This is a genomic window from Paenibacillus azoreducens (genome assembly GCF_021654775.1).
Lineage (GTDB): Bacteria > Bacillota > Bacilli > Paenibacillales > Paenibacillaceae > Paenibacillus_AQ > Paenibacillus_AQ azoreducens.
In genome coordinates this window covers 912,583-937,779 of sequence record NZ_AP025343.1, presented here as the reverse complement: position 1 = coordinate 937,779, position 25,197 = coordinate 912,583, and the positions used below count along the sequence as shown (strand labels likewise).

At 50.3% G+C, this 25,197-nt stretch carries 22 protein-coding genes; 6 read left to right on the top strand and 16 right to left on the bottom strand.

Annotated features, from left to right (window positions below; genetic code table 11):
- Positions 1 to 245: 245 nt before the first annotated feature.
- On the top strand, positions 246 to 1,274 hold the full coding sequence (locus L6442_RS03995) for an alpha/beta hydrolase (protein WP_373871841.1): 1,029 nt from the start codon (positions 246 to 248) through the stop codon (positions 1,272 to 1,274).
- A 469-nt stretch (positions 1,275 to 1,743) separates the two neighbouring features.
- Here L6442_RS03995 and folE read toward each other — a convergent pair whose 3' ends face one another.
- From folE to L6442_RS03965, 6 genes are all read right to left on the bottom strand, one after another.
- Complete coding sequence (gene folE / locus L6442_RS03990; protein WP_212980254.1) at positions 1,744 to 2,337, bottom strand: GTP cyclohydrolase I FolE; 594 nt, start codon at positions 2,335 to 2,337, stop codon at positions 1,744 to 1,746.
- A 146-nt stretch (positions 2,338 to 2,483) separates the two neighbouring features.
- On the bottom strand, positions 2,484 to 2,726 hold the full coding sequence (locus L6442_RS03985) for a YneF family protein (RefSeq protein ID WP_194233540.1): 243 nt from the start codon (positions 2,724 to 2,726) through the stop codon (positions 2,484 to 2,486).
- A gap of 95 nt (positions 2,727 to 2,821) precedes the next feature.
- Positions 2,822 to 3,856 (bottom strand): HD-GYP domain-containing protein, encoded by a 1,035-nt coding sequence (locus tag L6442_RS03980; protein WP_212980255.1) that lies wholly within the window; start codon positions 3,854 to 3,856, stop codon positions 2,822 to 2,824.
- Between the two features lie 53 nt (positions 3,857 to 3,909).
- On the bottom strand, positions 3,910 to 5,673 hold the full coding sequence (gene queG / locus L6442_RS03975; RefSeq protein WP_212980301.1) for a tRNA epoxyqueuosine(34) reductase QueG: 1,764 nt from the start codon (positions 5,671 to 5,673) through the stop codon (positions 3,910 to 3,912).
- A 47-nt stretch (positions 5,674 to 5,720) separates the two neighbouring features.
- Positions 5,721 to 6,326, bottom strand: coding sequence for a signal peptidase I (gene lepB / locus L6442_RS03970; protein WP_194233542.1), 606 nt, complete (start codon positions 6,324 to 6,326; stop codon positions 5,721 to 5,723).
- A gap of 216 nt (positions 6,327 to 6,542) precedes the next feature.
- On the bottom strand, positions 6,543 to 6,971 hold the full coding sequence (locus tag L6442_RS03965; RefSeq protein WP_194233543.1) for a GNAT family N-acetyltransferase: 429 nt from the start codon (positions 6,969 to 6,971) through the stop codon (positions 6,543 to 6,545).
- Between the two features lie 711 nt (positions 6,972 to 7,682).
- On the opposite strand from L6442_RS03965, the gene L6442_RS03960 reads away from it, so the two are divergent.
- Positions 7,683 to 8,291, top strand: a complete 609-nt coding sequence (locus tag L6442_RS03960) for a superoxide dismutase (protein ID WP_212980256.1) — start codon at positions 7,683 to 7,685, stop codon at positions 8,289 to 8,291.
- Between the two features lie 149 nt (positions 8,292 to 8,440).
- Here L6442_RS03960 and mutY read toward each other — a convergent pair whose 3' ends face one another.
- Both mutY and acpS read right to left on the bottom strand, forming a co-directional pair.
- Positions 8,441 to 9,598, bottom strand: coding sequence for an A/G-specific adenine glycosylase (gene mutY, locus L6442_RS03955; protein ID WP_212980257.1), 1,158 nt, complete (start codon positions 9,596 to 9,598; stop codon positions 8,441 to 8,443).
- A gap of 44 nt (positions 9,599 to 9,642) precedes the next feature.
- Positions 9,643 to 10,038 (bottom strand): holo-ACP synthase, encoded by a 396-nt coding sequence (gene acpS, locus L6442_RS03950; protein WP_212980258.1) that lies wholly within the window; start codon positions 10,036 to 10,038, stop codon positions 9,643 to 9,645.
- 198 nt (positions 10,039 to 10,236) lie between these two features.
- Between acpS and L6442_RS03945 the strand changes: the two genes are divergently transcribed.
- Both L6442_RS03945 and L6442_RS03940 read left to right on the top strand, forming a co-directional pair.
- Positions 10,237 to 10,773 carry a PadR family transcriptional regulator gene (locus L6442_RS03945; RefSeq protein ID WP_212980259.1) on the top strand — a complete coding sequence of 179 codons (537 nt, stop codon included), beginning with the start codon at positions 10,237 to 10,239 and terminating at the stop codon, positions 10,771 to 10,773.
- Complete coding sequence (locus L6442_RS03940) at positions 10,766 to 11,554, top strand: CPBP family intramembrane glutamic endopeptidase (protein WP_212980260.1); 789 nt, start codon at positions 10,766 to 10,768, stop codon at positions 11,552 to 11,554. The genes L6442_RS03945 and L6442_RS03940 overlap by 8 nt, the downstream gene beginning before the upstream one ends.
- Before the next feature lie 594 nt (positions 11,555 to 12,148).
- Here L6442_RS03940 and L6442_RS03935 read toward each other — a convergent pair.
- Both L6442_RS03935 and L6442_RS03930 read right to left on the bottom strand, forming a co-directional pair.
- Positions 12,149 to 12,583: a BrxA/BrxB family bacilliredoxin gene (locus tag L6442_RS03935; RefSeq protein ID WP_212980261.1), complete on the bottom strand. Its 435-nt coding sequence runs from the start codon at positions 12,581 to 12,583 to the stop codon at positions 12,149 to 12,151.
- Between the two features lie 216 nt (positions 12,584 to 12,799).
- Positions 12,800 to 14,461 carry a two-component system sensor histidine kinase NtrB gene (locus tag L6442_RS03930; RefSeq protein ID WP_228101332.1) on the bottom strand — a complete coding sequence of 554 codons (1,662 nt, stop codon included), beginning with the start codon at positions 14,459 to 14,461 and terminating at the stop codon, positions 12,800 to 12,802.
- A gap of 359 nt (positions 14,462 to 14,820) precedes the next feature.
- Here L6442_RS03930 and L6442_RS03925 point away from each other — a divergent pair, with 359 nt between their 5' ends.
- Complete coding sequence (locus tag L6442_RS03925; protein WP_373871842.1) at positions 14,821 to 16,038, top strand: BaiN/RdsA family NAD(P)/FAD-dependent oxidoreductase; 1,218 nt, start codon at positions 14,821 to 14,823, stop codon at positions 16,036 to 16,038.
- Here the strand turns inward: L6442_RS03925 and L6442_RS03920 are convergent.
- Together L6442_RS03920 and L6442_RS03915 are read right to left on the bottom strand one after the other, a co-directional pair.
- The gene (locus tag L6442_RS03920) at positions 16,035 to 17,309 is read right to left on the bottom strand and encodes an ABC transporter permease (RefSeq protein ID WP_212980263.1); all 1,275 of its coding nucleotides are present in this window, start codon (positions 17,307 to 17,309) and stop codon (positions 16,035 to 16,037) included. The genes L6442_RS03925 and L6442_RS03920 overlap by 4 nt on opposite strands.
- A 51-nt stretch (positions 17,310 to 17,360) precedes the next feature.
- On the bottom strand, positions 17,361 to 18,080 hold the full coding sequence (locus L6442_RS03915; protein WP_212980264.1) for an ABC transporter ATP-binding protein: 720 nt from the start codon (positions 18,078 to 18,080) through the stop codon (positions 17,361 to 17,363).
- Between the two features lie 584 nt (positions 18,081 to 18,664).
- Here L6442_RS03915 and L6442_RS03910 point away from each other — a divergent pair.
- Complete coding sequence (locus tag L6442_RS03910; protein WP_212980265.1) at positions 18,665 to 19,132, top strand: MarR family winged helix-turn-helix transcriptional regulator; 468 nt, start codon at positions 18,665 to 18,667, stop codon at positions 19,130 to 19,132.
- Between the two features lie 107 nt (positions 19,133 to 19,239).
- On the opposite strand, the gene L6442_RS03905 is transcribed toward L6442_RS03910, so the two are convergent.
- From L6442_RS03905 to L6442_RS03890, 4 genes are all read right to left on the bottom strand, one after another.
- Positions 19,240 to 20,754: an MDR family MFS transporter gene (locus L6442_RS03905; protein WP_212980266.1), complete on the bottom strand. Its 1,515-nt coding sequence runs from the start codon at positions 20,752 to 20,754 to the stop codon at positions 19,240 to 19,242.
- Positions 20,755 to 22,000: 1,246 nt separating this feature from the next.
- Positions 22,001 to 23,530 (bottom strand): ABC transporter ATP-binding protein, encoded by a 1,530-nt coding sequence (locus tag L6442_RS03900; protein WP_212980267.1) that lies wholly within the window; start codon positions 23,528 to 23,530, stop codon positions 22,001 to 22,003.
- Positions 23,511 to 24,128, bottom strand: a complete 618-nt coding sequence (locus L6442_RS03895; protein WP_194233555.1) for an ECF transporter S component — start codon at positions 24,126 to 24,128, stop codon at positions 23,511 to 23,513. Before L6442_RS03895 ends, L6442_RS03900 begins: the two co-directional genes overlap by 20 nt.
- Positions 24,129 to 24,426: 298 nt before the next feature.
- Positions 24,427 to 25,197, bottom strand: coding sequence for an energy-coupling factor transporter transmembrane component T family protein (locus L6442_RS03890; protein WP_212980268.1), 771 nt, complete (start codon positions 25,195 to 25,197; stop codon positions 24,427 to 24,429).

Below are 25,197 nucleotides of genomic sequence, written 5' to 3'. Positions count from 1 at the left end.
TTTAGCGGATGTTTTTCTTGTGTTAAAAAGGATGCGGGTTTCTTAAGTTTATGCTTTCTTATATCTTTAGAAAAACGTCTGTGGGCAGGCTGTTGACTTTAGCCGTTGATCGGCATAGGATATAGAGTAAATTTTTTTATTTCCGTTTCGAAGTTCAAAAGGTAAACTTATATTATAGGATATGCCATTGTACTAGGAGCGATATCATATTTTGCAGATAACATTAAGGAGGGGCAAACATGAACATGGCAACGCAGAATGACACCCAAATTACCCGCCCCCTGACTGAAACACCCATTCCCCTTACCCCGGGGCTTATTCGTTTCAAACATATTCTGGTGGCTTTGCTGCTATCCGTATTATTTTTCCTGATCTTCTGTTTCATCGCGCTGCATGCATATATCGCTTGGGTCCTTTCGAATCCGAACGTGGCGCCGCTGTACTCCAATCCTATGCAGGCCAAACATATGCCCTACGAAAATGTGACCTTCCCCGCATTGGATGGCAGCCGGATGATGCAGGGCTGGTATATTCCCGCAGCCGGTTCTAAGAAAACGATCGTATTCAGCCATGGGTACGGTGCCAACCGTGAGGAAACATGGATTCCGATGTATGATCTGGCGCATTACGCGCACCGAATGAATTTTAATGTCATGATGTTCGATTACGGTTTCGCTTCACAATCCAGCAAAGCCGTCGCCACAGGCGGCAAAGCCGAGTCGCAGCAGCTGCTCGGAGCCATCGAGCTGGCCAAGCAGCGGGGCGCCAAACAGATCGTGGTTTGGGGCTTTTCGATGGGGGCAGGCACGGCGCTTCAGGCCGGACTGCAGTCGAAAGATATCGATGCCATGATTCTGGACAGTACATTTTTGCTTGAGCCGGATACGCTGTACCACAATATCAAAAACCAGATCGATCTGCCGCGGCATCCGTCGCTTGAAATATTGGAGCTGCTTTTCCCTATACTAAACGGAACCAGCCTGCATCAAATTCCGTATCAGCAGGTCAAAAAAGAGGATTATCCGTTCCCGATCTTTTTTATCCACGGCACGGAAGATGAAAAAGCGCCTTATCCGATTGCGGAAAAATTGGCTGAAAACCAAACAAACCCCTACTCGGACGTATGGATTGTTAAAGGAAGTCATCATGAGCTCATTTTCCGCGAGCATCCGCGTGAATATTTGCGCCGCGTGTCCGCTTTCCTGGGTAACGTGAATCTGGCGGAGCAGAAGGACATCGACAATGCGCCTATGCAAAATAACCCCACAAAGTGACGAGCGACCTTCGAAGCTTATTCCGATTACTTTGCGGGGACCCCGGAACTTTAAATAACCCCACAAAGTGACGAGTGACCTTCGAAGCTTATTCCGATTACTTTGCGGGGACCCCGGAACTTAAAATAACCCCACAAAGTGAGGAGCGACCTTCGAAGCTTATTCCGATTACTTTGCGGGGACCCCGGAACTTTAAATAACCCCACAAAGTGACGAGCGACCTTTGAAGCCTATTCCGATTACTTTGCGGGGACCCCGGAACTTAAAATAACCCCACAAAGTGACGAGTGACCTTCGAAGCTTGTTCCGATTACTTTGCGGGGACCCCGGAACTTAAAATAACCCCACAAAGTGACGAGTGACCTTCGAAGCTTATTCCGATTACTTTGCGGGGACCCCGGAACTTTAAAAGAGGCATCGCCAAAAGGTATGAATCGCACCTTTCGGGATGCCTCTTTTCTATTGCTGCCTACTCTTTGATCAGGGATAAAAATTCGGCCCTGGAAGCGGCCTCTTCACGGAAAACACCGCGTACCGCAGAAGTCACTGTTTTGCTGCCCGGTTTTTTTACGCCGCGGGAACACATGCACAGATGCTCGCCTTCCACCACGACCATAACGCCGTGAGGCTGCAGAACCTCCACCATAATGTCGGCGATTTGCGACGTGATGCGCTCCTGAACCTGCAGGCGGCGTGTTACCGCTTCGACCAAACGAGCCAGCTTGCTCAAACCGGCGATTTTACCGCTCGGGATGTAACCGATATGGACTTTGCCGAAAAACGGCGCCATATGATGCTCGCATTGGCTGTAATACACGATATCTTTAACGATAACCAGTTCTTCATGGTTTTCGTCAAAGGTAACGCCCAGCACATCCCTCGGATCAACCTCATATCCTGCAAAAATTTCTTCACACATCCGCGCAACACGCGCAGGCGTGTCAAGCAGCCCTTCGCGCTGCGGATCTTCGCCAATCAGCTTCAAAATCTGCCCTATATGATGTTCAATTTGTTCGCGATTCTGTTGAACCTTGGTATTTGCGTAATCTTTAACGCCAGCCACGGCATGTCCTCCTCTCGTGACTTTATTTTTTTGAAATTAAAAAGCATTTCCGTTAAACGACATGCCGCGTTTAGCGGTGGTTTGCTTTGTTGTCATCAGGATCTGTGTCATAGATGTCTATGCCTGCCGATGTCTTTTATCCTGACTTACTTGCGCTTGCCGCCGCCCGGTTTCTTTTTACCCGGAAGCTGCGGGTTGTTTTTCATCATTTGCTGCGCTTTCTGCATTTGCCGGTTGTTCAGGTTATACCCCATCTGTTTGGCCACTTTTTGAAGCATTTCCGGGTCACTTTGCATTTTCTCCATTTGCTTGCGCAAATAAAACGCGCCGATAAAAAAGCCCCCGACCAAGCCGACAATCAGCGTAATCACAGGAATGACATATTGCATTTTCCGCCACCTCATATTTATAAATCAATACTTTTGCGTGCTAAGCGACACGAACTTATCATAGCACGACCCCCGCGTGGCTAGCAAATGAATTTCTACGTTAAAACCGCCTCGATAAAAACGGTCGTTTCCTGCGCCAGATCCAGTTCCTTGACATCGAAATTCCCCGCTTCGCCGCGTACGATCCTGACCACAGGACGGCCGGGAAGCCCGCGGTGCTGCCGCACGACAACCCCTGTTTCCCTAGTGGACAAACGGACGGCCGTGCCATTGGGATAGATGGAAATAATCCGGTTAAATTGCAGAAGCACTTCGTAATCCAGCTGCTTTTCCGACATAGCCATCATTTCTTCGCAAGCCTCATGCGGCAAAAGCGCTTTTTCCTCAGGGAGAGCCGGGTGAATTAAACGGTCATACGTATCGGCTGCCGATACGATTTTGGCATATAAATGAATCTCATCGCCCGCAAGTCCCCGTGGAAGCCCGGCGCCGTCGACCCGTTCATGATGCTGCAGCGCGACATGGGCGACCAGAAGACCAAATTCCCTTTTGTTTTTCAGCTTCTCAAAACCTCTCCACGTATGGTGAGTTCTGAGACCAGGCAAAATTTCATCCTCTTCGGTCATGCCGCTTTTTCCGATGTCATGAAGCAGGGCACCTGACGCCAGCTCCTTCAGCTGCTGATAGTTAAGCCCCATATTGATCCCCATGACGGAAGACAGCAAGCATACATTCATGGCATGAATGTATTGGCTGTTGTCGCTTGTTTGTATATCCGTCAACTGAACCAGCAGTTCCTTATTGCCGATCACGTCCTGAAGCAAATTCTCGACACTGGTGCCGATCATCTGGGTATTCCATTCCTTGCCCGAGCGAATCGCCTCAAACGCACTGCTCATTTCCTGGATGATTCCCTGTTTGGTGGCTTCGCTCAGCATGTCATCCGTCTCTACATCTTCATACAGCGGATCCTGAATATATAACATGGTAACGCCGATCCGGTTCAACGTACTGATCATATACACCGTCAGTTGAACCCCTCCCGACAAAAGGACTGTACCGTTGCCGGAGTATATCGTTTTGCCCAGAAACTGTCCAGGTTCTACATTATCTATACTTACATATCTCATGAATCTTCCCCCGATTTTGAAACGGCAGGAACCCATGTCAGCCCTTTGCCGCTTTACTCGTCGATCCGCGTATTTCTTTCGGGAAGTGCATCCTCAAGGCTAAGAAGACTGCGCTTCATTTCCAGCCCTCCGCTGTATCCGGTCAAACTGCCATCGCTTTCAAGTACGCGGTGACAGGGTATGACCACCGGAACCGGATTTTTACTCACGGCTCCGCTGACGGCACGCAGCGCTTTAGGTCTTCCGATCGCCTCGGCTATCACCCCGTAAGAACGGACCTCCCCATAAGGAATATCGGCAATAGTCGCCCAAACCTGTAGCTGAAACGCCGTTCCGCGCAAATCCAACGGAAGATCAATCGATTGACGCTGCCCGGCAAAATACTCTCCAAGCTGCCGTTTAGCCTCTGCAAGCCGCTGGTCGTCGTATTCGAACTCCCCGCCGCCGCACCAGGTGCGGGACCATTTTTGCAGAACGGCTTCCTTCACGCTAAAGCTGCCAAACTCTATTAAACAAAGTCCTTTTTCCGTGGCGCATAATGTTAAAGGCCCGATTTTGGACTGCATTTCATCGTAATAAATGGTTTCCGGCTCTCCGCCGAAACCGGATGCCTCCGGTGCTCCGTTTTTTGTTTCTGCTGCTTCCGCTTTCGTTTGCGATTGAAGTTCTTCCTTGGCGTTTTCGATCATTTCTCTAACCTTCTCGTCCTGCTCGCCAGCCAAGGCTTTTTTCATGATGTCCATTGCCTCTTCGCCTCCTATGCGCCCAAGTGACCAGGCGGCGGTTCCCCGCAGCTCCGGCCTCGGGTCGTTCAGCAGTACCTCTCCCAGTTTGGGCACCGCGGATTTGTCTTTGTAATTGCCAAGCGCTATAACAGCATTGCGCTGAATCGGCTTTCTGCCCCGCCAGGCGGCGGCGCTTTCCCCGAATTTCTCCTTGAACTCCCTGTTCGTCATATCCAGGATCGGCAGCAGCAGCGGCCGGTCCTTCTCGGGCACCGGCAGCAAATCTTTATGATGCGTCCAGTGCTTGCCTTTGTTCTTCGGACAGATAACCTGGCATGTATCGCAGCCGTATAAACGGTTGCCGATCTTGCGCATGATCTCGTCCGAAAGAAACCCTTTCGTTTGCGTCAAAAATGAAATGCAGCGCTGTGCGTTCAACTGTCCCGGACCTACCAACGCTCCGGTCGGACAAGCGTCGATACACAGAGTGCAGTCCCCGCAATCTTCCATCACAGGCGTATCCGGGGGAAACGGAATATTGGTCACCATATCCCCAAGAAAGATCCATGATCCCCATTTCGGGGATATGATGGCGCAGTTTTTGCCGCTGAAGCCAATACCTGCACGCTGCGCCACAGCTCGATCCACCAGCGCTCCGGTATCCACCATGCTTTCCATAACAGCTTCGGGCACTCTCTCCCGGATATAAGCCTCCAGCTTCGCCATCGCCTCGCGCAGCACATGATGATAGTCCCTGCCCCAGGATGAGCGGGATAAAACGCCCCGGTATTTGCCGGGCTCATTCTTCGGAGCATCGTTCATTTTGGAAGAATATGCAACAGCGATGGAGATCAGGGAAGCAGGTTCAGCGGAGGGCAATGCGGGGGTAGTGCGTTTATCCAGATCCGGCTCTTCAAAGCCGGACTCGTAACCGAGGTCCCGGTGATTTTGCAAAATCGCTTTTAACGATATAAATGGATCTGCGGAAGCAAAGCCGATTTCGTCGATGCCAAAATCGGCCGCAGCCTCCTTAATATCCCGCTTCAGCTGCTCCCAAGGCGAGGACGGAGGAGCGTAAGCGGAAGTGTTCATGTTTGTCAAAATGTTGCGCCTCCTTTATCAGCCTTAGTGGAAACATCTCACAAGCCTCTGATTTGGGACACCGGCCAGAAAATAAATTCGGCCCTGCCGACGATCTCTTTAGTGCTGACGCAGCCGAAAGACCGGCTGTCTTTGCTGGCGTCCTTATGCCTGTTATCGCCCATAACGAAATAATGATCATTCTCTACCGTAAGCGGCCCAAAGTCGGGATCTTGAATCTCAACCTCGGTATACGGCTCCACCTGGAGCTGCCCGTTGACATAAAGCTTGTGGTCCTTCACTTCGATAGTATCCCCTGGAGTGCCGATGACCCGCTTGACCAAAAATTCCTTTTTATCCGGTCCGTTGCTCGGATCACGCAGCACCACAACTTCGCCCTGGCTCGGCGCTTTGAAATTATAGACGATTTTATCAACAAACAGCCGTTCTTTCTCATACAGTGTGGGCTGCATGGATTGACCCTTAACCATCGACAGATTAAATACGAATAAATTAAGCAGCATCATGATCACAAAAGCAATAACGACTGTCTTGGCCCAATCCCATACCTCTGAAATCAGATTGCGCGGCTTCGGTCCGGATTCCGGCGTGTCCGGCGGGTTATTCCCCGAATATCCGGATTCTTGCTGTTGAATTGGATTCATGCTACACCTCATTTTTTAGACAAATTCCCCTTATATACAGAAAAGCATATCTTTCGCGTTTTTGCAACGACGGTAAAGATATGCTCAATATGGGAAATATTGTTTATTAACAATAATGCTTGTCTCTTCTTCTTTCAATCAATAAAACTGCCTGCATAAATCATTGGATAAAGACCGGTTTATTATGGGGATAATCTTGCCCCTACTTTGTCCGGATTAATGCTGCGGACTGATAATGCTAAGCTTCTGAAAGGCTTCCAGAATCTTATTTGCACCGTAACCCATGGCTTCGTAAAGCGGCATTGCGGCCTTGTTGTGCTCGTCTCCGGCGATGACGATGCGGCTTACCTTGCGGAGTTGAAAACGCTGCTCCATGGCAGACACCAACGCTTTGCCCACGCCTTGCCGGCGGTAGTCCGGGTGAATGGCGATCCGGTAGTAACAGCCGTGGTTATGCTCAATCGTTCCGATTAAGGCACCCACGATATCACCGTCTTCCTCCGCCACCATAATCAGTTCCGAATCCCAGGAAAGCTGTCTTGAGAACGGCCCTATCGTATTCCGGTAACACTCTTCCGACAAAGCAATCTTCATCAATTCGGTCACGCTGGTACAATCACTTAACTGAAAGGAACGAACATGCATGTCTTAAATCTCCCTTTTCGTCAGCTTGTTTGGATTCATTGGAAGAGCAAGCTTCCCTTAAGACATAAAAAGGAACAGGCCTCAAAGAGCCCATATCCTCCATCGCTTATACCGCAAGGAAAACTTCCGCTAATAGCGGCTTGTCTTCTGTGCAATGGCCAACTGGCACATTTATAATCCAAATATTCCAGATTAATTATTACGACAAAAACCGTTAAATTCCTTCTTTATCATCCATTAAACCATAGTTTTCTTTAAAATACACGCTTTTTCTTTTGAAAGCGCTTTATAGCAAGCGTTTTCAATGAAATAACAGTCAAATACCCATATAATGGTTATCGAGAGGCGCATAAAACTTCGTAAATTGGGTAAAGGATAATATGGGTTATGCATGCCTGGAAATTTTAAAACCGACTTTTTAAACATAAATGTTGATTTAATTGAAAAAATACGGTTTAATTATATTTGGATAGGTTAATGCTACATAATCCGGTCAATAAAGGATGCCTTTGCGGCAGCAAATATCCTTTATGATAGGGGTCAATTTTTAAAATTGATTCCTTTGAAGAAAAACGTCTATCGACGTACTTTCTTAAGAAAACAGACCGCCTTTAGCGGATGTTTTTCTTGCGATTATAGAATGACTTAAGCTCTGCTTAAAACTTATACATTCTATAATCTAAAAAAAACAATTTACAGGAGGTATTTATCATGGCATTTCAATTACCTGCACTTCCTTACCCTAACAATGCGCTCGAACCTCATATCGACGCACAAACAATGGAGATTCACCACGACCGTCACCATAACACGTATGTAACCAACTTGAATGCAGCCTTGGAAAGCGCTCCTGAGCTGCAAAATAAAAGCCTTGACGATCTTCTGTCCAATCTGGACAGCGTTCCTGAAGGCATCCGCACCGCTGTTCGCAACAATGGCGGCGGACATGCGAACCACTCCCTCTTCTGGGAAGTCATCGGACCAAACGGCGGCGGCGCTCCGACCGGAGCTTTGGCTCAAGCGATCGACAGCGAGCTTGGCGGTTTCGATAAATTCAAAGAAGACTTCGCCAAAGCGGCTACAACCCGTTTTGGCAGCGGCTGGGCTTGGCTCGTGGTCAAAGACGGCAAGCTGGCTGTAACCAGCACGCCGAACCAAGACAACCCAATCATGGAAGGCCAAACTCCGATTCTGGGCCTGGACGTTTGGGAACATGCCTATTACCTGAAATATCAAAACAAACGCCCTGATTACATCGCCGCTTTCTGGAACGTTGTAAACTGGGATGAAGTCGGCAAACGTTACGACGCTGCCAAATAATCATTCAAACTGCGCTAACAGCATAAAGGAGCTGTCCCAACCGGGGCAGCTCCTTTTATAGTTGTGATTATCTCTTTGATCTATTGACATGTATTGACAGGCCGAAAGAAGTTTCCTTCCCTAAGCATCGAGTAAACAACCGGTCACACCTAGTGCTTTTTGAAGTATTCCCGGAGTATTTTCAAGAACACGTTCGGGAAAGCATACAGCGCCATATCCTCTTCGCCAATCCAACGAAGCACAGCGCCCTGCATGTCCTCTTCAGGTTCCGGATGGCTGAGCTGGTAGGCCTCCTTGGTTTCGGCCGCCAAAAGCTGCTCCTCTTCACGGCACCGGTAGACTTTGAGGTTCCAATGGATATGGCTGAACGTATGCTCGGCATCCAACATATACGCCTCCGGCCTTGCAGCCACGCCTTCCTCCAATAAAACCCCGGCCAAAATATCCATCGCCTGTTCATCCGGGATTTGCCCACTCCGGTTCTGCGGCACCTGCACATGCGGCAGCTCCCACATTTTGGCGAGCAGGCCAACTTGCGGACGCTGGCGGATCAGCACTTTGCCGGCATTTGCGCCTGTCCCCTCCACCAAAGCCACTACGCGGTATTCCGGGCGGGGCGGTTTGGCTTTGGTCTTCACCGGCAGCGACTCCTCCACCCCTTCGATGCGGGCGGCGCAGTGCTCCATAACCGGACAGGTCAAGCAATGCGGCGATTTGGGCGTACATACGAGCGCTCCGAGTTCCATCAGCGCCTGATTGAAATCGGAAGCCCGGCTTTCAGGAATCAGCTCCACAACCAGACGTTCCATATTCGCCCGCGTGCTTCCTTTCATAATATCTTCTTCGATCAAAAAATACCGGGACAGCACGCGCATTACATTGCCATCCACCGCCGGCTCCGGCTTATTGAAGGCAATGCTGAGAATCGCCCCGGCCGTATAAGGGCCCACTCCCTTTAAAGCAAACACGGACGCCTTGTCGTCGGGAACTTGTCCGCCATGCTGCTCCTTCACCTGCTTGGCAGCCGCTTGAAGGTTTCTGGCGCGCGAATAATAGCCGAGTCCCTCCCAGCATTTCAGCACTTCCTGTTCTGGCGCATCCGCCAAGTCCTCGACGGTAGGGAACTGCTCGATAAAACGCTGAAAATACGGAATAACCGTATCCACGCGCGTCTGCTGCAGCATGATCTCCGATACCCATATATAGTAGGGATTGCGGTGGCGGCGCCAAGGCAGATCCCTTTTGTTCTCTGTATACCAATCCAGCAAATGAGCGCTGAAAAATTCTTTTTGATTTGTTTGATTCATATTTATGCTTCAAATCCTTCCGGCTTTCTTCTCTCCCAACAACGCTAAGCTTTTCTTTCAACGACGGCAAATGCCGAAGCGAGCTCCGTCTGATGTGATATGGACAAATGAATGACATACTCCGGTTCTCCCGGAAGCCTCAGACGTTCCCAGGCTCCTTCGCTTAAGACAGGCACCGGTCTGCCCATGGAATCCGGCAAAATCTCCATATCGCCAAAGCTGATAATGCTGCCGATTCCGCAGCCGAAAGCCTTGGAAATCGCCTCTTTCGCAGCGAAACGGCCGGCAACGAATTCCGTCAGCTTCCCGCCTCTTTTTCTGGCTTCCTCCCGTTCACTAGACGTGAGTACCCGCTCCATAAACCGGTGCCCGAGCTGTCCGTTCAGCAGAAGCGAAAGCCGTCTGATTTCCAGCACGTCATGCCCGATTCCGTGAATCAATGAACCACACCATCCTTCCCAAAAACATTCAAACCTTATTGTATCAGGAGACCTTTCAGGATGCGAGTTATGCTCGCAACATTTAATTCGAAGTTTTCCAGAAAATTTCGCAAATTCAGTTGACTATTGAAGTCGAATCCGCTACATTACATATATCGATACGATATATCGAAACGATACATATAAGAGGTGGAACGTATGTTGGAATACATTATTTTAGGACTGCTTATGGAAGGAGACATGAGCGGTTATGAAATGAAGAAAACGATCGACATGTCCGTAGGCCTGTTTTACAAAGCAAGCTTCGGCAGTTTATATCCCGCATTAAAGCGTCTTGCCGACAAAAAATGGGTATCAGTAACCGAAGAAGAGGGCAGCACCAAAAATAAAAAAATCTACTCCCTCCTGCCGGCAGGCCGCAGCAGCTTCCTTCTTTGGTTAAAAGAACCTCTCGAGCACAGCCGCAATGAGTTCCTGTTAAAGGTTTTTTTCTACGACTATCTGGATGAACCGACCCGTAACCTCCGCTTGGGGGAATATCAAGAGAAATTAAATCAGGAAATCGGGCGTCTGCAGGCCGTCGAAGAGGTCGTCGAGGGCGAACTGTCGCAAATTCCGAATCCGGAGAACCATTATTTTAGAGTGTCTGTGTTATCTTACGGCAAGCATTTTTTTAATATGGAAAAAGAATATATCGAGCGATTGCTTAAAGGAGCTGCTTCAAATCATGAATAAAAACCAAATTAAAGAAAGCATCGGCAGAATCCCGTTCACAGAAAACCGTCCGATCCTGAGCGTCGTGATCATCGAGCTGCTGCTTGTTGCAGCCATGTTTATCGCCGGAGCCTATGCCACCATTCAAGAGCTGGACTATACGGCTCCTGTGCTGATCGCGTTTATTCCAGTCTCGCTTGTGTTGATTGTCTGTCTGACATGGAAAAAAAGCTGGAAACGTTACGGTTTTCGCCCTATTTCCCACATTCCCGTGCAGGGCTGGATGTATTATCTCCCGCTCCTGCTGGTGCTGGCCTGCATCGCTTTCAATGGATTTAGAGCTTTTACGCTCCGTGAGGCGCTCTTCTTTGTATTTTTCACCCTGATGGTCGGTTTTGTGGAAGAAACAGTATACCGGGGACTGATCCTGCATATTCTTCTCCGGAAAAAAAGCGCCGTCACAGCCGTTGCCATCTCCAGTTTGCTGTTCTCTGTCACTCATGTCCTTAACCTCTTATCCGGGCAGAGCATCGAGAATACGGTTGTACAACTTGTATATGCCCTCCTTACTGGCGCGGCTTTATCCCTTCTGATCTTAAAAAATAAAAACATCATTCCGCTGATCGCCTATCACTTCATACATAATTTGCTGCAATTTCTTGGCCAAGACGGCCGCTCGGTTTCTGTATGGGATTACGTTATTCTCGGGGTTTTGCTGCTGCACTGCGTATGGCTCATTGTTAGCTTGAAAAGGGATGCCGCTTGGAAGCAGCCGGCGGGTGCTTCTAAATCGTGGGTATAAGTTGAATGGACACTGTGAAAAGTGTTTTCGAGAGGATGCGCTGGCCTTGAGAGCCTAGTGCGCGCATATAGTAAAATCTATCCGGCTGCCTATTGCGGTAATTCATGCGGTACCTTTCGAAATTCGTTATTCGCCAAATCCGCAGTCAATAATGGGTCGTTGTGATCCGTTATCCGCAATATGCAATCCACAGTCTGTGATTCGTCATCCGTATTATGCAATCCATAGCTTGTGACCGTTATCCGTAATATGCAATCCATAGCTTGTGACCGTCATCCGCAATATGCAATCCGTAGTTTGTGACCGTTATCCGCAAGTGGCATAAGCCTGCAAAAGTGCATCCTTTTTCATATTTTTTCGTACATGGATGAGAAATTGCTGCGAAAATGCACTTATTTCCTCGATCAGTCGCCTAAAATGGATAAAAAAGCAAAAAAACCTGCACTTTTGCAGGTTTTTTACTTAAGAGGCCGCTTCACGCGATAAAAACTGCACTTATGCAATTTTTCTACACCTGAGGGCGGCACAATGAGCTCGGCAGACTAACATGCAGCTTATCGAGCTGCTATTAGCAGCTATCAGCCGCTATGTGTATTAGCTGCAAATACGGTTAAATGCTTCAATAAGATCATCGGCGATTTCCTGAGCGGAATGGTCTTCGATCTGATGGCGTTCGATGAAATGAACGAGCTCCCCGTCCTTCAACAAAGCGATGGAAGGAGAAGAAGGCGGATATGGAGCAAAATATTCTCTGGCTTTGGCCGTTGCTTCCTTATCCTGTCCGGCAAATACCGTAAACAAATTGTCAGGCACCAAGTCGTTTTGCAGCGCCAGCGCTACGCCTGGACGGCATTGTCCTGCCGCGCATCCGCATACCGAGTTGATCACAACCAGCGTTGTGCCCGGCGCATCCGGCAAATGCAATTCTACTTCTTCCGGCGTTCTGAGCTCCTTGATCCCGATCCGGGTAAGCTCATCCCTCATTGGCTGAATCATATCTTTCATATATCTGTCAAAAGACATGGACATTTCTGATCACTCCCTAATTCGCAAAAATATCAAGACTCAGGCACGATCAAAAAATAATAGACCATTGGAATTGCCGAAAGCAGTAATAACTCCGTGCAAATCTGATTCACTATTTTCTTGATCTCGCCTTATTGCATCAATAATTAATATTATACATTCAAAAGATGTTAAATCAAGATATTGCCGTATGCGAAAGCGCTTGCCGCTCCTTCTGCATTAGGATTCGGCAAACGGAAAGCGGATGATAAACGTCGTCCCCTGTCCTTCCTCCGATTCGACCTCGATTTTCCCCCCATGCCTCTCCACAATGCTTAAACAAAGCGCAAGACCGAGTCCCGTTCCTTTGGCTTTGGTTGTAAAAAAAGGTTCAAACAAACGCTCCCGGAAGCTTGGAGACATGCCGATGCCGGTATCCCGGACGATGAGTTCCACTGCACCCTGGTTTTCCTTCAGGCGGGTTTGGATGGTGAGTTTCCCCTTTTCATTCATCGCCTCCATTCCGTTGCGGGCCAGGTTCAGGAGCATCTGCTTGATTTCTTTGGCATTCAGGTTCAGCTTCGGCACCCGTTCGTCCATGACCAGCTCGATCGTTTGCCCCCGCAAATTCGCATCTGCCCACAGCAGCGGACTGAGATCATTGATAATTTGATGGAGATGGCATTGCTCTTTTTCGGTAATCCGGTTTTGCGCCAGCGACAGAAAATCATTAATGATACCGTTTGCGCGATCAAGCTCTTCCATCACGATTCTGTAATAATGATCCAGCGAATCCGGGCTCTTTTCCTTCATAAGCTGGAGGAAGCCGCGGACCACCGCCATCGGGTTACGGATTTCATGGGTAATGCTGGCTGCCATTTGTCCGACCAGACTAAGCCTTTCCACATTTCCGAGCTCGCTCCTCAGCTGTTCCAACTCCGTAATATCCTGAATCACCAGAACCGCTCCGAGAATTTCTCCGGTAAAGCTGTTGGTGAGTGGAGATGTGCTTGTATAATGAATTTGCGAACCGATCCGGATCAGTTCATTATTCATCTTAACGCCCTTTAACGCCTGGGCAACCCTGTTGCTTATGTATTCCTTTTCACTCAATTCAACGAACATTTCCAGCGGCTGGCCCAATATATCGTGTTTAGTCAGCTCCGGCCTTCGGTTTTTAAATAGATTCATCATCATTTCATTGATGCTCGTCACGCAGCCGTTATTGTCCACTGAAACCATGCACAGCGGAGCCACATCCATGACCTGCTGCAGTTTCTCCTCCTCCCGGAGGTATTTCTCGGAGATGCCTTTGATCTGTTCCTTCAGCAGCAGCTTTTCCAGAGCGAATTCAATGACATAGATAAGGGCTCCGCCGGAAAAAACGCTAACCATCATATAAAATAAAGTCATCAGCAGTTGACCTGCATCGGTAAGCGTCATCCCTGGATTTTCGATAATCGGGGATGCGCAAATGAGCAGCATGGCTGGAAGGAGGCACATCCACAGCTTATTGATTTTATCGGTTAGTGTGCCCTTCCGGAAATTGGGGGACATCCAAACCAGGAGCGGATAAAACAGCAAACCGGTATGTATGACGATTCCGGAAAAAGACCATTTTTCATTAAAATAAAAATCGCACAGCAGATACAGCCCCGCCAAAGGAAGACCGCTTTTGTATCCCCCGTACAGCATGCCGATAAACAGCGGCAGAATCCCCAAATTAAGAGGAATTAACTGAAACAGCGTGGTGGAGAATACCGAGCACATCAGAATACTCAAAGCACTGGATATAATAATAATAACTTCGAATCCGGTGGATCCGAGCTTCCGCTTGCGCCTGAGTGCACGAACGTACTTGTCCAGACTTAGCGGAAACAAAAATGCAAAGGAACCCGCCATGAGCACCTGTGTTATAATGTTTTTCAGCGCATAAATGATCGCAAATCCCTCCTCCCCGTCCGGGCGGCATGTACAGATCCATTCACTAGGAAGATTACGGGCATATCTGATTCTGCAGGAAATAGCGACAAAATAAATTCAAATGGAAACTTGAAAAAAGCTTGTATCCAAGAACGATTGAAATTCAGATTTATGATCCATACACGTAAATTAAATCACAGCCTACACTATATTACAATATACCCTTATATATCCTAAAAAGGTACAATAAAAATCCAGGATTAAGCATGGAACGTTAAGGAGAGAACAACGTGAAGTTATATGATGTCATTGTCATTGGGGGCGGCTCCGCCGGACTGATGGCCAGCATTGCGGCAGCCAAAAACGGAGCAGCCGTGCTGCTGCTCGATAAAGGAAATAAGCTTGGGCGCAAGCTCGGCATTTCCGGAGGCGGACGCTGCAATGTGACCAATGCGAAGGATACCGAAGAGCTGATCGCTCATATTCCGGGCAATGGACGATTTCTGTACAGCCCATTTCAGCATTTTAACAACCGCGATATCATGGACTTTTTTGAAGGCCTGGGCATCGCCCTGAAAGAAGAGGATAACGGAAGGATGTTTCCGGTCAGCGATAAAGCGGCGAGCGTGGTAAACACGTTGATCGGGGAAGTGCGCAGATTGGGCGTGGACATCAAAACCGACTCGCCTGTGGCGGAAGTTGTATACGCAGAGGAACGGGTTGCGGGCGTTAAGCTCGTTTCAGGCCAAACTTACAAAGCGCCTGCGGTCATCGTTGCGACAGGCGGCAAATCGGTGCCGCATACCGGCTCAACCGGAGACGGTTATCCATGGGCGCAAGCCGCAGGACATACGATTACCGAGCTGTATCCTACGGAAGTTCCCATCGTCTCGCGCGAAAGCTGGATCGCTTCCAAAGAGCTTCAAGGTTTGTCGCTTCGCGATGTCGAACTATCCGTATGGACGCCGAAAGGGAAAAAGCTGATCGGACACCGCGGGGACATGATTTTTACCCATTTCGGTCTCTCGGGCCCGATCGCCCTGCGCTGCAGCCAATTTATCCGCCAGGTTAAACGCAAGTTCAAAGTCGATGAAGTGGAGATGGCGGTGGACATGTTCCCCGATCTGCCGCTTCAGGAGCTCGACCGGATGCTGAGGGAAGGACTTGCGGCAGAACCGAAAAAAGCGATCAAAAACGTACTCAAGGTTTTCGTTCCTGAACGCATGCTGCCGCTGCTTATGCAACGGGCCGGACTAGACGGCGACGCCACTTTCGCCCACCTGCCGAAACAGCAGTGGCTGGCTTTTGTAGACATGCTGAAAAAATTCGTCATTCGGGTGCACGGCACCAAATCGATCGAGGAGGCTTTTGTAACCGGCGGCGGCGTGAACTTGAAGGAGATCAATCCGAAGACAATGGAGTCCAAGCTGATGCCGGGTCTCTTCTTCTGCGGCGAAGTCCTCGATATTCACGGCTATACCGGCGGCTACAACATTACCGCCGCCTTCTCTACAGGATATACGGCGGGAATGCACGCAGCGCAAATCGGAAATTAGTACTTTTTATTTAGCATGAACATGCGTATTACTTGAGGAACTACCCACGTGACGCCCGCTGCAAGCGGAATGAATCCGGCGGCCGCAATTCCCGTCGCCATACCCGAATTGAACAGCATAAGTGCCGAGACGATAACCGCGTATGGAAAAAGCAGCGTCTGGACGGCGATCATGCTTGCCTGAATGCTTTGGTCATCCGGCCAAGGCAGCAGCGAAACAAAGGGATCTCCCTTGAAGCTGAACCATTGCAGAAACAGCCAATATACAAGCAGCAAATGCAGCGCGGCATACACGACAACCCGGACGCTTGAAGGCATGGGCAGGAAAAATACCGGCAGGCTCACCACCGCAAACCGCAAATACAGCGACCGCTGTCCCGGATGGCGCAGCAGCGCTTTAATCATCGTTCCCGCGATTCGCTTGGATGGCTGAACCGAACGGAAAAGCGGGCGGGAACGGCGGAAAATCCAGGTTTTCCTACGGACGCGCCGCGGTTTGTCTATGGTTTGGCTGAGTACAATCGCCGTCAAACGGGTTCTTCGCGCCAAATCCTCCTGGGCGTCGTTCATAAAGGTTCCGCGGAGCCGCAGCCGCATTCGAAGCAGGACCACAACAAATACTGCTAGCACCAGCGTACCGATGAGCAAAACTACTGGCCTCGATTTAAAAACAAGCATAAAGGCCAGATACAAGGAAGCGGGCATGATGGCGAACGGAATGTAGAGCAGCCATCTCCGCCATCCGCTTGTTTGCACCTTAACAAGATGCTTCAGCCACATTTGAACCCATTCAAAAGCGATGGTAAATGCCAGCATGCTGCCTGCAAACCTGCCGCTTTCGTGGAACTGCCTGATGAGAAAAGGCAGCAAGATCAGAAAAACGAACGAGGTTTTCAAAGCCGCTGCGGCCATACTGTACAAGCCGCCCCGAAGCATAATCCCCCTAACCCATCTTTTGCGTTGAACGAGAAACAATACATCCGCTTCCCGGATCAGCAGGATAACGCCTCCTGCAGAGGCAACCGCCAAGAGCAGCAAGGGTATCGCAGCAAAAGGAATCCTGCTTGCTAAGTCCGGAAGCGGTTCTTTCCATAACCCGTAATACAATCGTCCTCCGAGCAGAAGCCCCGGGATCAGGATATATACGAACACCGTCCAGTCGTCCGCTACGGAACGCAGGATGGCTGCCGTTTCTTTGAAATAGCTCCATAACCGCCGCCGGAACAGACTTCCCGGACCTTCAAACAAATAATCTTTATCATTGCCTGCCATGACCTTATCCTTCCTTACTCCATAATTGAAATAAATGCGCTAATCATACGCTCAAGCGAGCACATCGAAGCAATCAAACAGCGAAGCCTCAGCCAGCCCCGCTTTTGCACGGATATCCGCCAGGCTTCCTTCCGCCACCATTCTCCCCCCGGAAATCATGATGAACCGATCGCAAATTTTCTCCGCCGTATCAAGCACATGTGTGGACATCAGCACGGCTGCCCCACGGCTGCGCTCCTCGTCGAGCAGCTTTAAAAAATCTTTGGTTGCACGCGGGTCTAGGCCGATAAAAGGCTCGTCCACGATATAAACATCCGGTCCGCTCAAGAACCCCAGCATCAGCATCATTTTCTGTTTCATCCCTTTGGAAAACCCGCCGGGAAGATCATTCTTGACCTCTTCCATCCCAAACTGCCGAAGAAGTCTATTCGCCTCCGCAGTAAAGGTTCCATATTCCAAACCGTACACGGCTGCCGCCAAATCCATATGCTCCCACAGCGTCAAATCGTCATGATAAACCGGCTGCTCCGGTATGTATGCGTACCGTCCCGATTTCCCGCCGAAATGAACCTGAGTTTTGGCATGCTTCAAAAGACCAAGCAGCGTTTTGATGGTTGTGCTTTTGCCGGCCCCGTTCGGGCCAATTAATCCGAGCAGCTCACCGGGCTCGACTTGAAAAGCTATCTCGCGGATGCGCGGATGTTTTTCCTCGTATCCGGCTTCTTCAATATATACGCTCAACAGCGCGGTTTCGGCGCTTCCTGTTTCCATATCAACAACCCCTTGTTAAAGTATGAACTGTTCCATCCTCAACCCCCTGGCACAACCGGGGAATACAACCGGAAGGAAGAACCTGCATTATAAACTTTACAATACTCTTTATTTCGCGGTAAAGTGCAATGTCCGGATCACTTGTATACGCTCTGTTTTGACCAGCCCGCCATCTATCGACGGTACCGCTTTCAATTTAGCCGCAAAGATCCCGTTCTCCCCACGCGGGACGGCCCATATAGGCAAAAAGCAGCATGAAAAAATTACTACAAATTTGAATGTTTCAAATGTGACAAATCACATGTTTTTCATTTGGGCCAAGCGCTATGATAAGAATACAAAATGTGGATGATACAAATACGGCGGGCGGCGGTCGATCTAAGCGCTTGCAGGTCTCATCCATATCCTACAATCCATACTGCATAAGTCCGGTATTCTTCCAGGAATGCGGCAGTAAGGCGCGAACAAAAAAATAGCGAATCAGATTTGCACGGAAAATGCCCGTTTTTGCACTACTTTCGGCAAATCGAGTGGTATTGTTTTTTTGATGGTGCCTAAATGACCATATAAAGGCGGGAATAATCATGATTCAAGCACACGAACGTGATGCCCAGTTATCTCTGCACCTGTATCGGGTGTTCGCAAAAAGCTTTAAAAGCATAAACGAACACGCCGTCATCAGCAGCAAAATCGAAGGTTTTAATCCGACAGCTTTTGCCGTTATGGAAGTGCTATACTACAAAGGCTCGCAGCCTATACAACAAATCGGCTCCAAGCTTCTTTTGCAAAGCGGCAACGTCACTTATGTGATTGACAAACTGGAGGAACGCGGATTCATCCACCGCAGACCTTGTCCGAACGACCGGCGCGTGATTTATGCGGAACTGACGCCGGAAGGCGAAGCATTGATGAGCGATTTATATCCAAAATATACAGAACGGATTCATCATGCTTTCAGCGGATTAAACGATGATGAAAAGTTTGAGCTGATCGGCTTGCTGAAAAAACTGGGCATGCAGGCAGAACGGCTGACACCTTCACTGCGCAAATAACATGATCGTCATGGCTAGGATAATATTCGAAATCAAAAGGGCACCCCTTTGGGATTCATGATCCCGGGTGCCCTTTTGTTGTATTTATGATGCCGGAAGTCGGCTTCTCAAGCTTTTTCCGATTCGGCATCTTCATCCGGTGAAGGCACTGTATTCCGCAGCGCCAACACGGAAATCAAGCTGACCACCGCAATTACCGCCATAATCACGTACAGCGAATGAAGGCTCCCCTCCAGAATATGCTTCAGCTGGTTCCACAGCTCTCCCGGCATGTTTTTGCTTCCTTCCGGAGACAGGAGCTGGTTAATTTCGTCCTGTTTGACGTGTTCAAGCCCCGGCTGACGGGCAATCCGGCTTGCGATGCTGAGATTGATCCAAGATCCCAATACAGCAACGCCAACCGTCTGCCCCAAGGAACGCACGAAGGTATTTAGCGCAGTGGAAGCACCCCTGAGCGAATAACCGACGGAGGACTGGGCGATGATCGTAAAGACTGTGGTCGAATAGCCAAAACCCAATCCATAGATAAACGTGTAAATCAGCAAAACATAATGCGGCGTCGAACCCGTAATAAATGCGAGTCCAAGGGCGCCAAGCACGATGCCAACGAGACCGACGGCGCTTGTCTTGCGCGAGCCGGCCGTCAGGATAAGCCGGCTGCCAAGGACGGAGCCAAACAGCCAGCCGATCGACATCGGCGCCATCGTCAAGCCGGACATCGTGGCGTTTTTACCCATGACCCCTTGAATCCAAAGCGGCGTATAGGTAGTTAAACCGATCAGCAGCGCGCTGGTCAAAAAGCTGGCTACCGTGGATACCGAAATATCGCGGATCCGGAACAGCTTTAAAGGCAGCATCGGCTCGGCTGCACGGTTTTCGATAAAGATAAAGGCGCTGAGACAAACAGCCGCCAGAATGAAGCAGCCAAGCAAAAGCGGCGAACTCCAGCTGAAATATTGGCCGCCGGTGGCCAGGGCAAACAGCAGAGCCGTCATCCCCAGAGTAAAAGTCCCTGCACCGGCCACATCGACTTGCGTCTTCTCCCGCTGATCCCGGTTTTCGTGCAAATAACGGGCGATCAGCCACATGGATACGAGGCCAAACGGAACGTTAAAACCAAAAATCCAGCGCCAGTTCAAATAATCCACAAAATAACCGCCCACGAGCGGTCCGATCAGCGAGGAAATCCCCCACACCGAACTGATCATGCCTTGAATTTTGGCGCGTTCCTCGATCCGGTATACATCGCCGATAATGGTGAAGGTCACCGGAACGATGGCTCCGGCGCCTATCCCCTGAATGGCGCGGAATATAATAAGCTGTTCCATGCTTTGCGAAAAGCTGCAGAGCAGCGAACCGATTAGAAACAGGGCCGAACCGATTTGAAATACAGGCTTGCGGCCATACAAGTCGCTCACTTTGCCAAAAATCGGAGTCGAGACGGCCATGGTCAGCAAAAAGGCCGTAAAAATCCAGCTTAGCAGCTTCATGCCGCCAAAACTGCTGATGATGGCCGGACCGGCAGGCCCGGTCACCGTTCCTTCAATCGCCGACAGAAAAGTCGACACCAAAATTCCGATCAGAATAAATTTACGTTGTGATTGTTGAACACCAGAATTCACAGCTATTCGGATTCCTTTCCAGATGACGAAATAGGAAGGTCATATAACGAAACATATACCCCCAGGAGGTAGAAAGCGGCCTTGCTGCCATCATGCAGCGGCCTTTCAAGCCCGGGCTCTATATAAGTTGAACCATTGATTATGCAGGGATGAAGGAAATCGGGTGAAATGTTCTTTTTGATCGCTGTTGTTCCCAGATTTCTATGAAGTATCCATTCATGGTCGAAATCCGCTCACAAAGCATACTCCTACGATTCTAAATGAGTTGAACCAATGATGGTACAGATGGAGGCAGCCAGTGAAATGTTCTTTCGATCGCTGTTGTTCCCAGATTTCTATGAAGTATCCATTCATGGTCGAAATCCGCTCACAAAGCATACTCCTACGATTCTAAATGAGTTGAACCAATGATGGTACAGATGGAGGCAGCCAGTGAAATGTTCTTTCGATCGCTGTTGTTCCCAGATTTCTATGAAGTATCCATTCATGGTCGAAATCCGCTCACAAAGCATACGCTTATGATTCTAAATGAATTGCACCAATGATGGTACAGATGGAGGCAGCCAGGTGAAATGTTCTTTCGATCGCTGTTGTTCCCAGATTTCTATGAAGTATCCATCCATGGTCGAAGTCCGCTCACAAAGCATACGCTTATGATTCTAAATGAGTTGCACCAATGATGGTACAGATGGAGGCAGCCAGGTGAAATGTTCTTTCGATCGCTGTTGTTCCCAGATTTCTATGAAGTATCCATTCATGGTCGAAATCCGCTCACAAAGCATACGCTTATGATTCTAACGGACACCACGACCGCTAAATGGCTAAAAACAGCCGTTTTTAAATTTTAACGGACACCACAGCGCTTAAATGCCCAAAAACACATCGAAAGCAGGCTTTTCCACTAAATAGCAGCATCTGTGTCCGTTAGAAACCATAATGGTCGAAATTGCCAACAATAGCGGCTGCTGTGTCCGTTAGAGTGTTGTGCAACACTGCAATGCGTCCTATATAGTGTTGTGTGACACTGCAATGCGTCCTATATAGTGTTGTGTGACACTGCAATGCGTCCTATATAGTGTTGTGTGACACTGCAATACGTTCTTTCGAGTGTTGTGCGGCACTGCAATGCGTTCTTTAGAGTGTTGTGCGACACCGCAATGCGTCCTTTGTGCCGTCAACATCGCGTCAATAAATTTTCAACCCTCTTTGCCTATTCCCTGGCTTTTCTTTAGTTCAACTTATAAAATTACACGGAAGCAAGTCTCCGGTATTCGGCAGGTTTATGCCTGTACAGCTTCAGCATAAATGAAGCTTCTCCTTCTACGAGTGCGGGATCATGCGTGATCATGAGCACGGCAGCGCCGCAAGCCGCCTGTTCCCTGCAAAGCCGAAGAATTTTGTCCGCCGCCCCATAATCGATGCCAGACGTCGGTTCATCCAGAATGTATAATGACTTCGGATGTACAAACTGGGCGATGATGCTGAGCAGCTTCTTCTCTCCCTGGCTGAGCAAATAAGGGGATGCACCGCGCCGGCCTTCGAGGCCCGCCATTAGGAGCAGGCTTTCGGCCCTTTCGCGCTCGCTGGAATCCAGTTCCCTGCCCCGCCCCTTTTTCCGGCCGAGTCCGTATATCAGCTCATCCCACACCGTATGGGCAACAAACTGATGCTCCGGCTGCTGAAAAACATACCCGATCTTAGCGGCGCGCTGCCTAACCCTCCATCCGGCCATATCCTGGCCCTGCCAGAAAACCGCGCCGATGGGCACCGGCAGCAGTCCCATCAAAAGACGGGTCAGCGTCGTTTTCCCGGAGCCGTTCTCCCCGGTTATAATGCCCCATTCCCCCGGCTTCATGGCGAAGCTAGTCTCATGAAGCGCTAAGGGGGCGCCGGCATAGGCGAAGCTCAGCCGGTCAACCGCAAGCAGGCTGCCGGAATCGGCGGCAGCCCCGGGCGGCGTCATGTGCGCTGACGCCGCCGGCACCGCCGGTCCCGCCGCGAGGCCGGGACCGGCCTTGGCTGCCCCCTCCCATGGGGGCAGCAGCCCGAGCTGCGCAAGCAGGCCCCGGCCCTTGCGCAGCAGCTCCTGCGGCGGCCCGTCCAGCAGGACGCGGCCGCCGGCCAGGACGATGACGCGCTCCGCAGAGCGCGCGGCATCGTCAAACCGGCCGGACGCGGTGATCAGCGTCCGGCCTTCGGCGTGCAGCTTGCGGCACAGCTGCACGAACTGCCCCTGCGCCGCGGGGTCCAGGCTTGCCGACGCATCGTCGAATACGACGATGCGGGGGCGCAGCGCCAACACCGCGGCTATGGCCGTGCGCTGGCGCTGCCCGCCGGACAGCTCGCGCACGGGCGAGTGGCGGCGCTGCTCCAGATTCACCGCCGCCAACGCCTCCTCTACCCGCCGCTCGATTTCCGGCGGCGGCACCCGCAGGTTCTCCGGGCCGAAGGCCGCCTCGTCCTGCGGGGTCCCTTGCACAAGCTGCGCATCGGGGTCTTGGAAGACCAACCCGCACCGCTCTGCAATCTCGGCGATTTCCGCCGTCGCCGGATCGATTCCGCCCAGTTCCAATCCGCCTTCCCTCTTGCCTCCGCCGCTGCGCGGCAAATATCCGCTCAGCAGCTGGCACAGCGTGGACTTGCCGCTGCCGCCCGGGCCGATGACCGCCGTCCATTCCCCTTCCGGAATGGACAGGTCCAGCCCTTGCAGCGCGGGTCCCCGCTCGTCATCATAATAATAAGTTAGATTCGTACATTTAATGGATAGTCGGGGCATGCTCCGCTTCCTTCCTTCCGATGGCAAAACGCCGCAGAAGTCCGCTCCGCTGAAGCATGTCTCCGAGCATCTTGGTCAACACACCGCATAAAACGATACCGCTCAAGAGACGCATGACCAGCGTGACCGCAAGCACCTGCCAGCTCCACGCCGTATAGCCAAACATATTGGCTGCGCACACAAACCACAAAGGAACCATCGCTCCTCCGGCAAACATCATCATGCCCATGCCCCATCGTTTATAACGCGTAAGCGCAAACACGGCTTCCGCCACCACTATGTAGCACAGCGCCGCCACAATTGCGGAGGCGATCCCGTAAGTCGTCCCCACAAAACACTGGATGGCTCCGCCGATTCCATAGGTAATGGCTGCCGTGCCGGGCTTGCGGATAATATAATAGGCAAGCAGGCCGTAAACCATATACACCCCGACGATGGTTGATGTCGCTACAGGGCCGCCCAGACTGTTCAGCATTTTATTGATATAAGTCAAATAAAAAGTCATTACAGCATTGGCTGTAGCCAGCATTGCCATAAGCACAATATCCAGCGTGGTGAACGAAAGATTACGTCTCTTTGATTGTGATAAGGTTTCCATCTCATGTCAACTCCTAAACAGTGAAATATCCCCATAAAGGGACGTTGCTTTTGAAGCTTATTCGGTTTATTTTGCGGGGACCCGATTTCAAAATAACCCCACAAAGGGAAGCCTAAGCTTCGATGCTTATTCCAAATACTCTCGCGGGGACACCAAAAAACTCATAAATTATATAATTAAAAAAGGGATGAACCAACGGAAGGCGAAAGACAACATCTGTCTTCCGTCTCTCAATCTTCCGTTGAAGCTCTCCCTGTTATTTTGCATGTTTCCCCATTAACCGTCAACCAGAAATAAATCAAAGGTTAACATTCTGAGTATACCACCACAACCCTGCCGTTAACGCGACCGCCATGATGGCGATGATCCTCCCTTTCCCCACAGGCATTGCCGTCCGCAGGAACGTCCGGTCCGGATAAGCGCCAAAACCTTTGGCCTCCATAGCCCCGGCAGTCTGCTGGATCCGTCTAAGGCTGTTATGCATCACCGCAGCCGCAAATGTCCGGCCCCACTCCAGTTTCCCCCGTATTCCGTCCGGCTTTCCTTGGCCTCTAACCTGATGGGCCGCCGAAATGCTTCTCCCTTCTTCCTGAAGCAAAGGCAAAAAGGTCAGCGCCATCGACAAACCAAAAGCGAAACGGTAAGGAATGCGCAGCCTTAGCGTCAGTGATACAACCATGTCGCGCGGGTCTGTCGTAAACATAAATACATATGAGGATAGAAACACCGTAAACATCCGCAGCGTCACCGAACCCGCCGTATCCAAAGCCTCAAGCGTAAACCGCAGCGGCCCCCACTGCGCGAGCACCTGTCCACCGGGGACGGTCAGCAGCGTCACAAGAAAATACGGTACCGCAAATCCGGCCACGACGGCAAGCGCCTTCGCCTGCTTCTTCCAGGGCATTCCGGCAGCCCACCTGGCCATACACGCAACGGTACACAATAGCAATACCTGCCCCAATGAAGAATGCAGCCTCATGACCAGCAGCGCAATGCAAAACAGCAGCACCAGCTTGCTGAGCGGATCAATCCGGTGCAAATGCGACTGTTGTTTTTGGTATGCAATCAT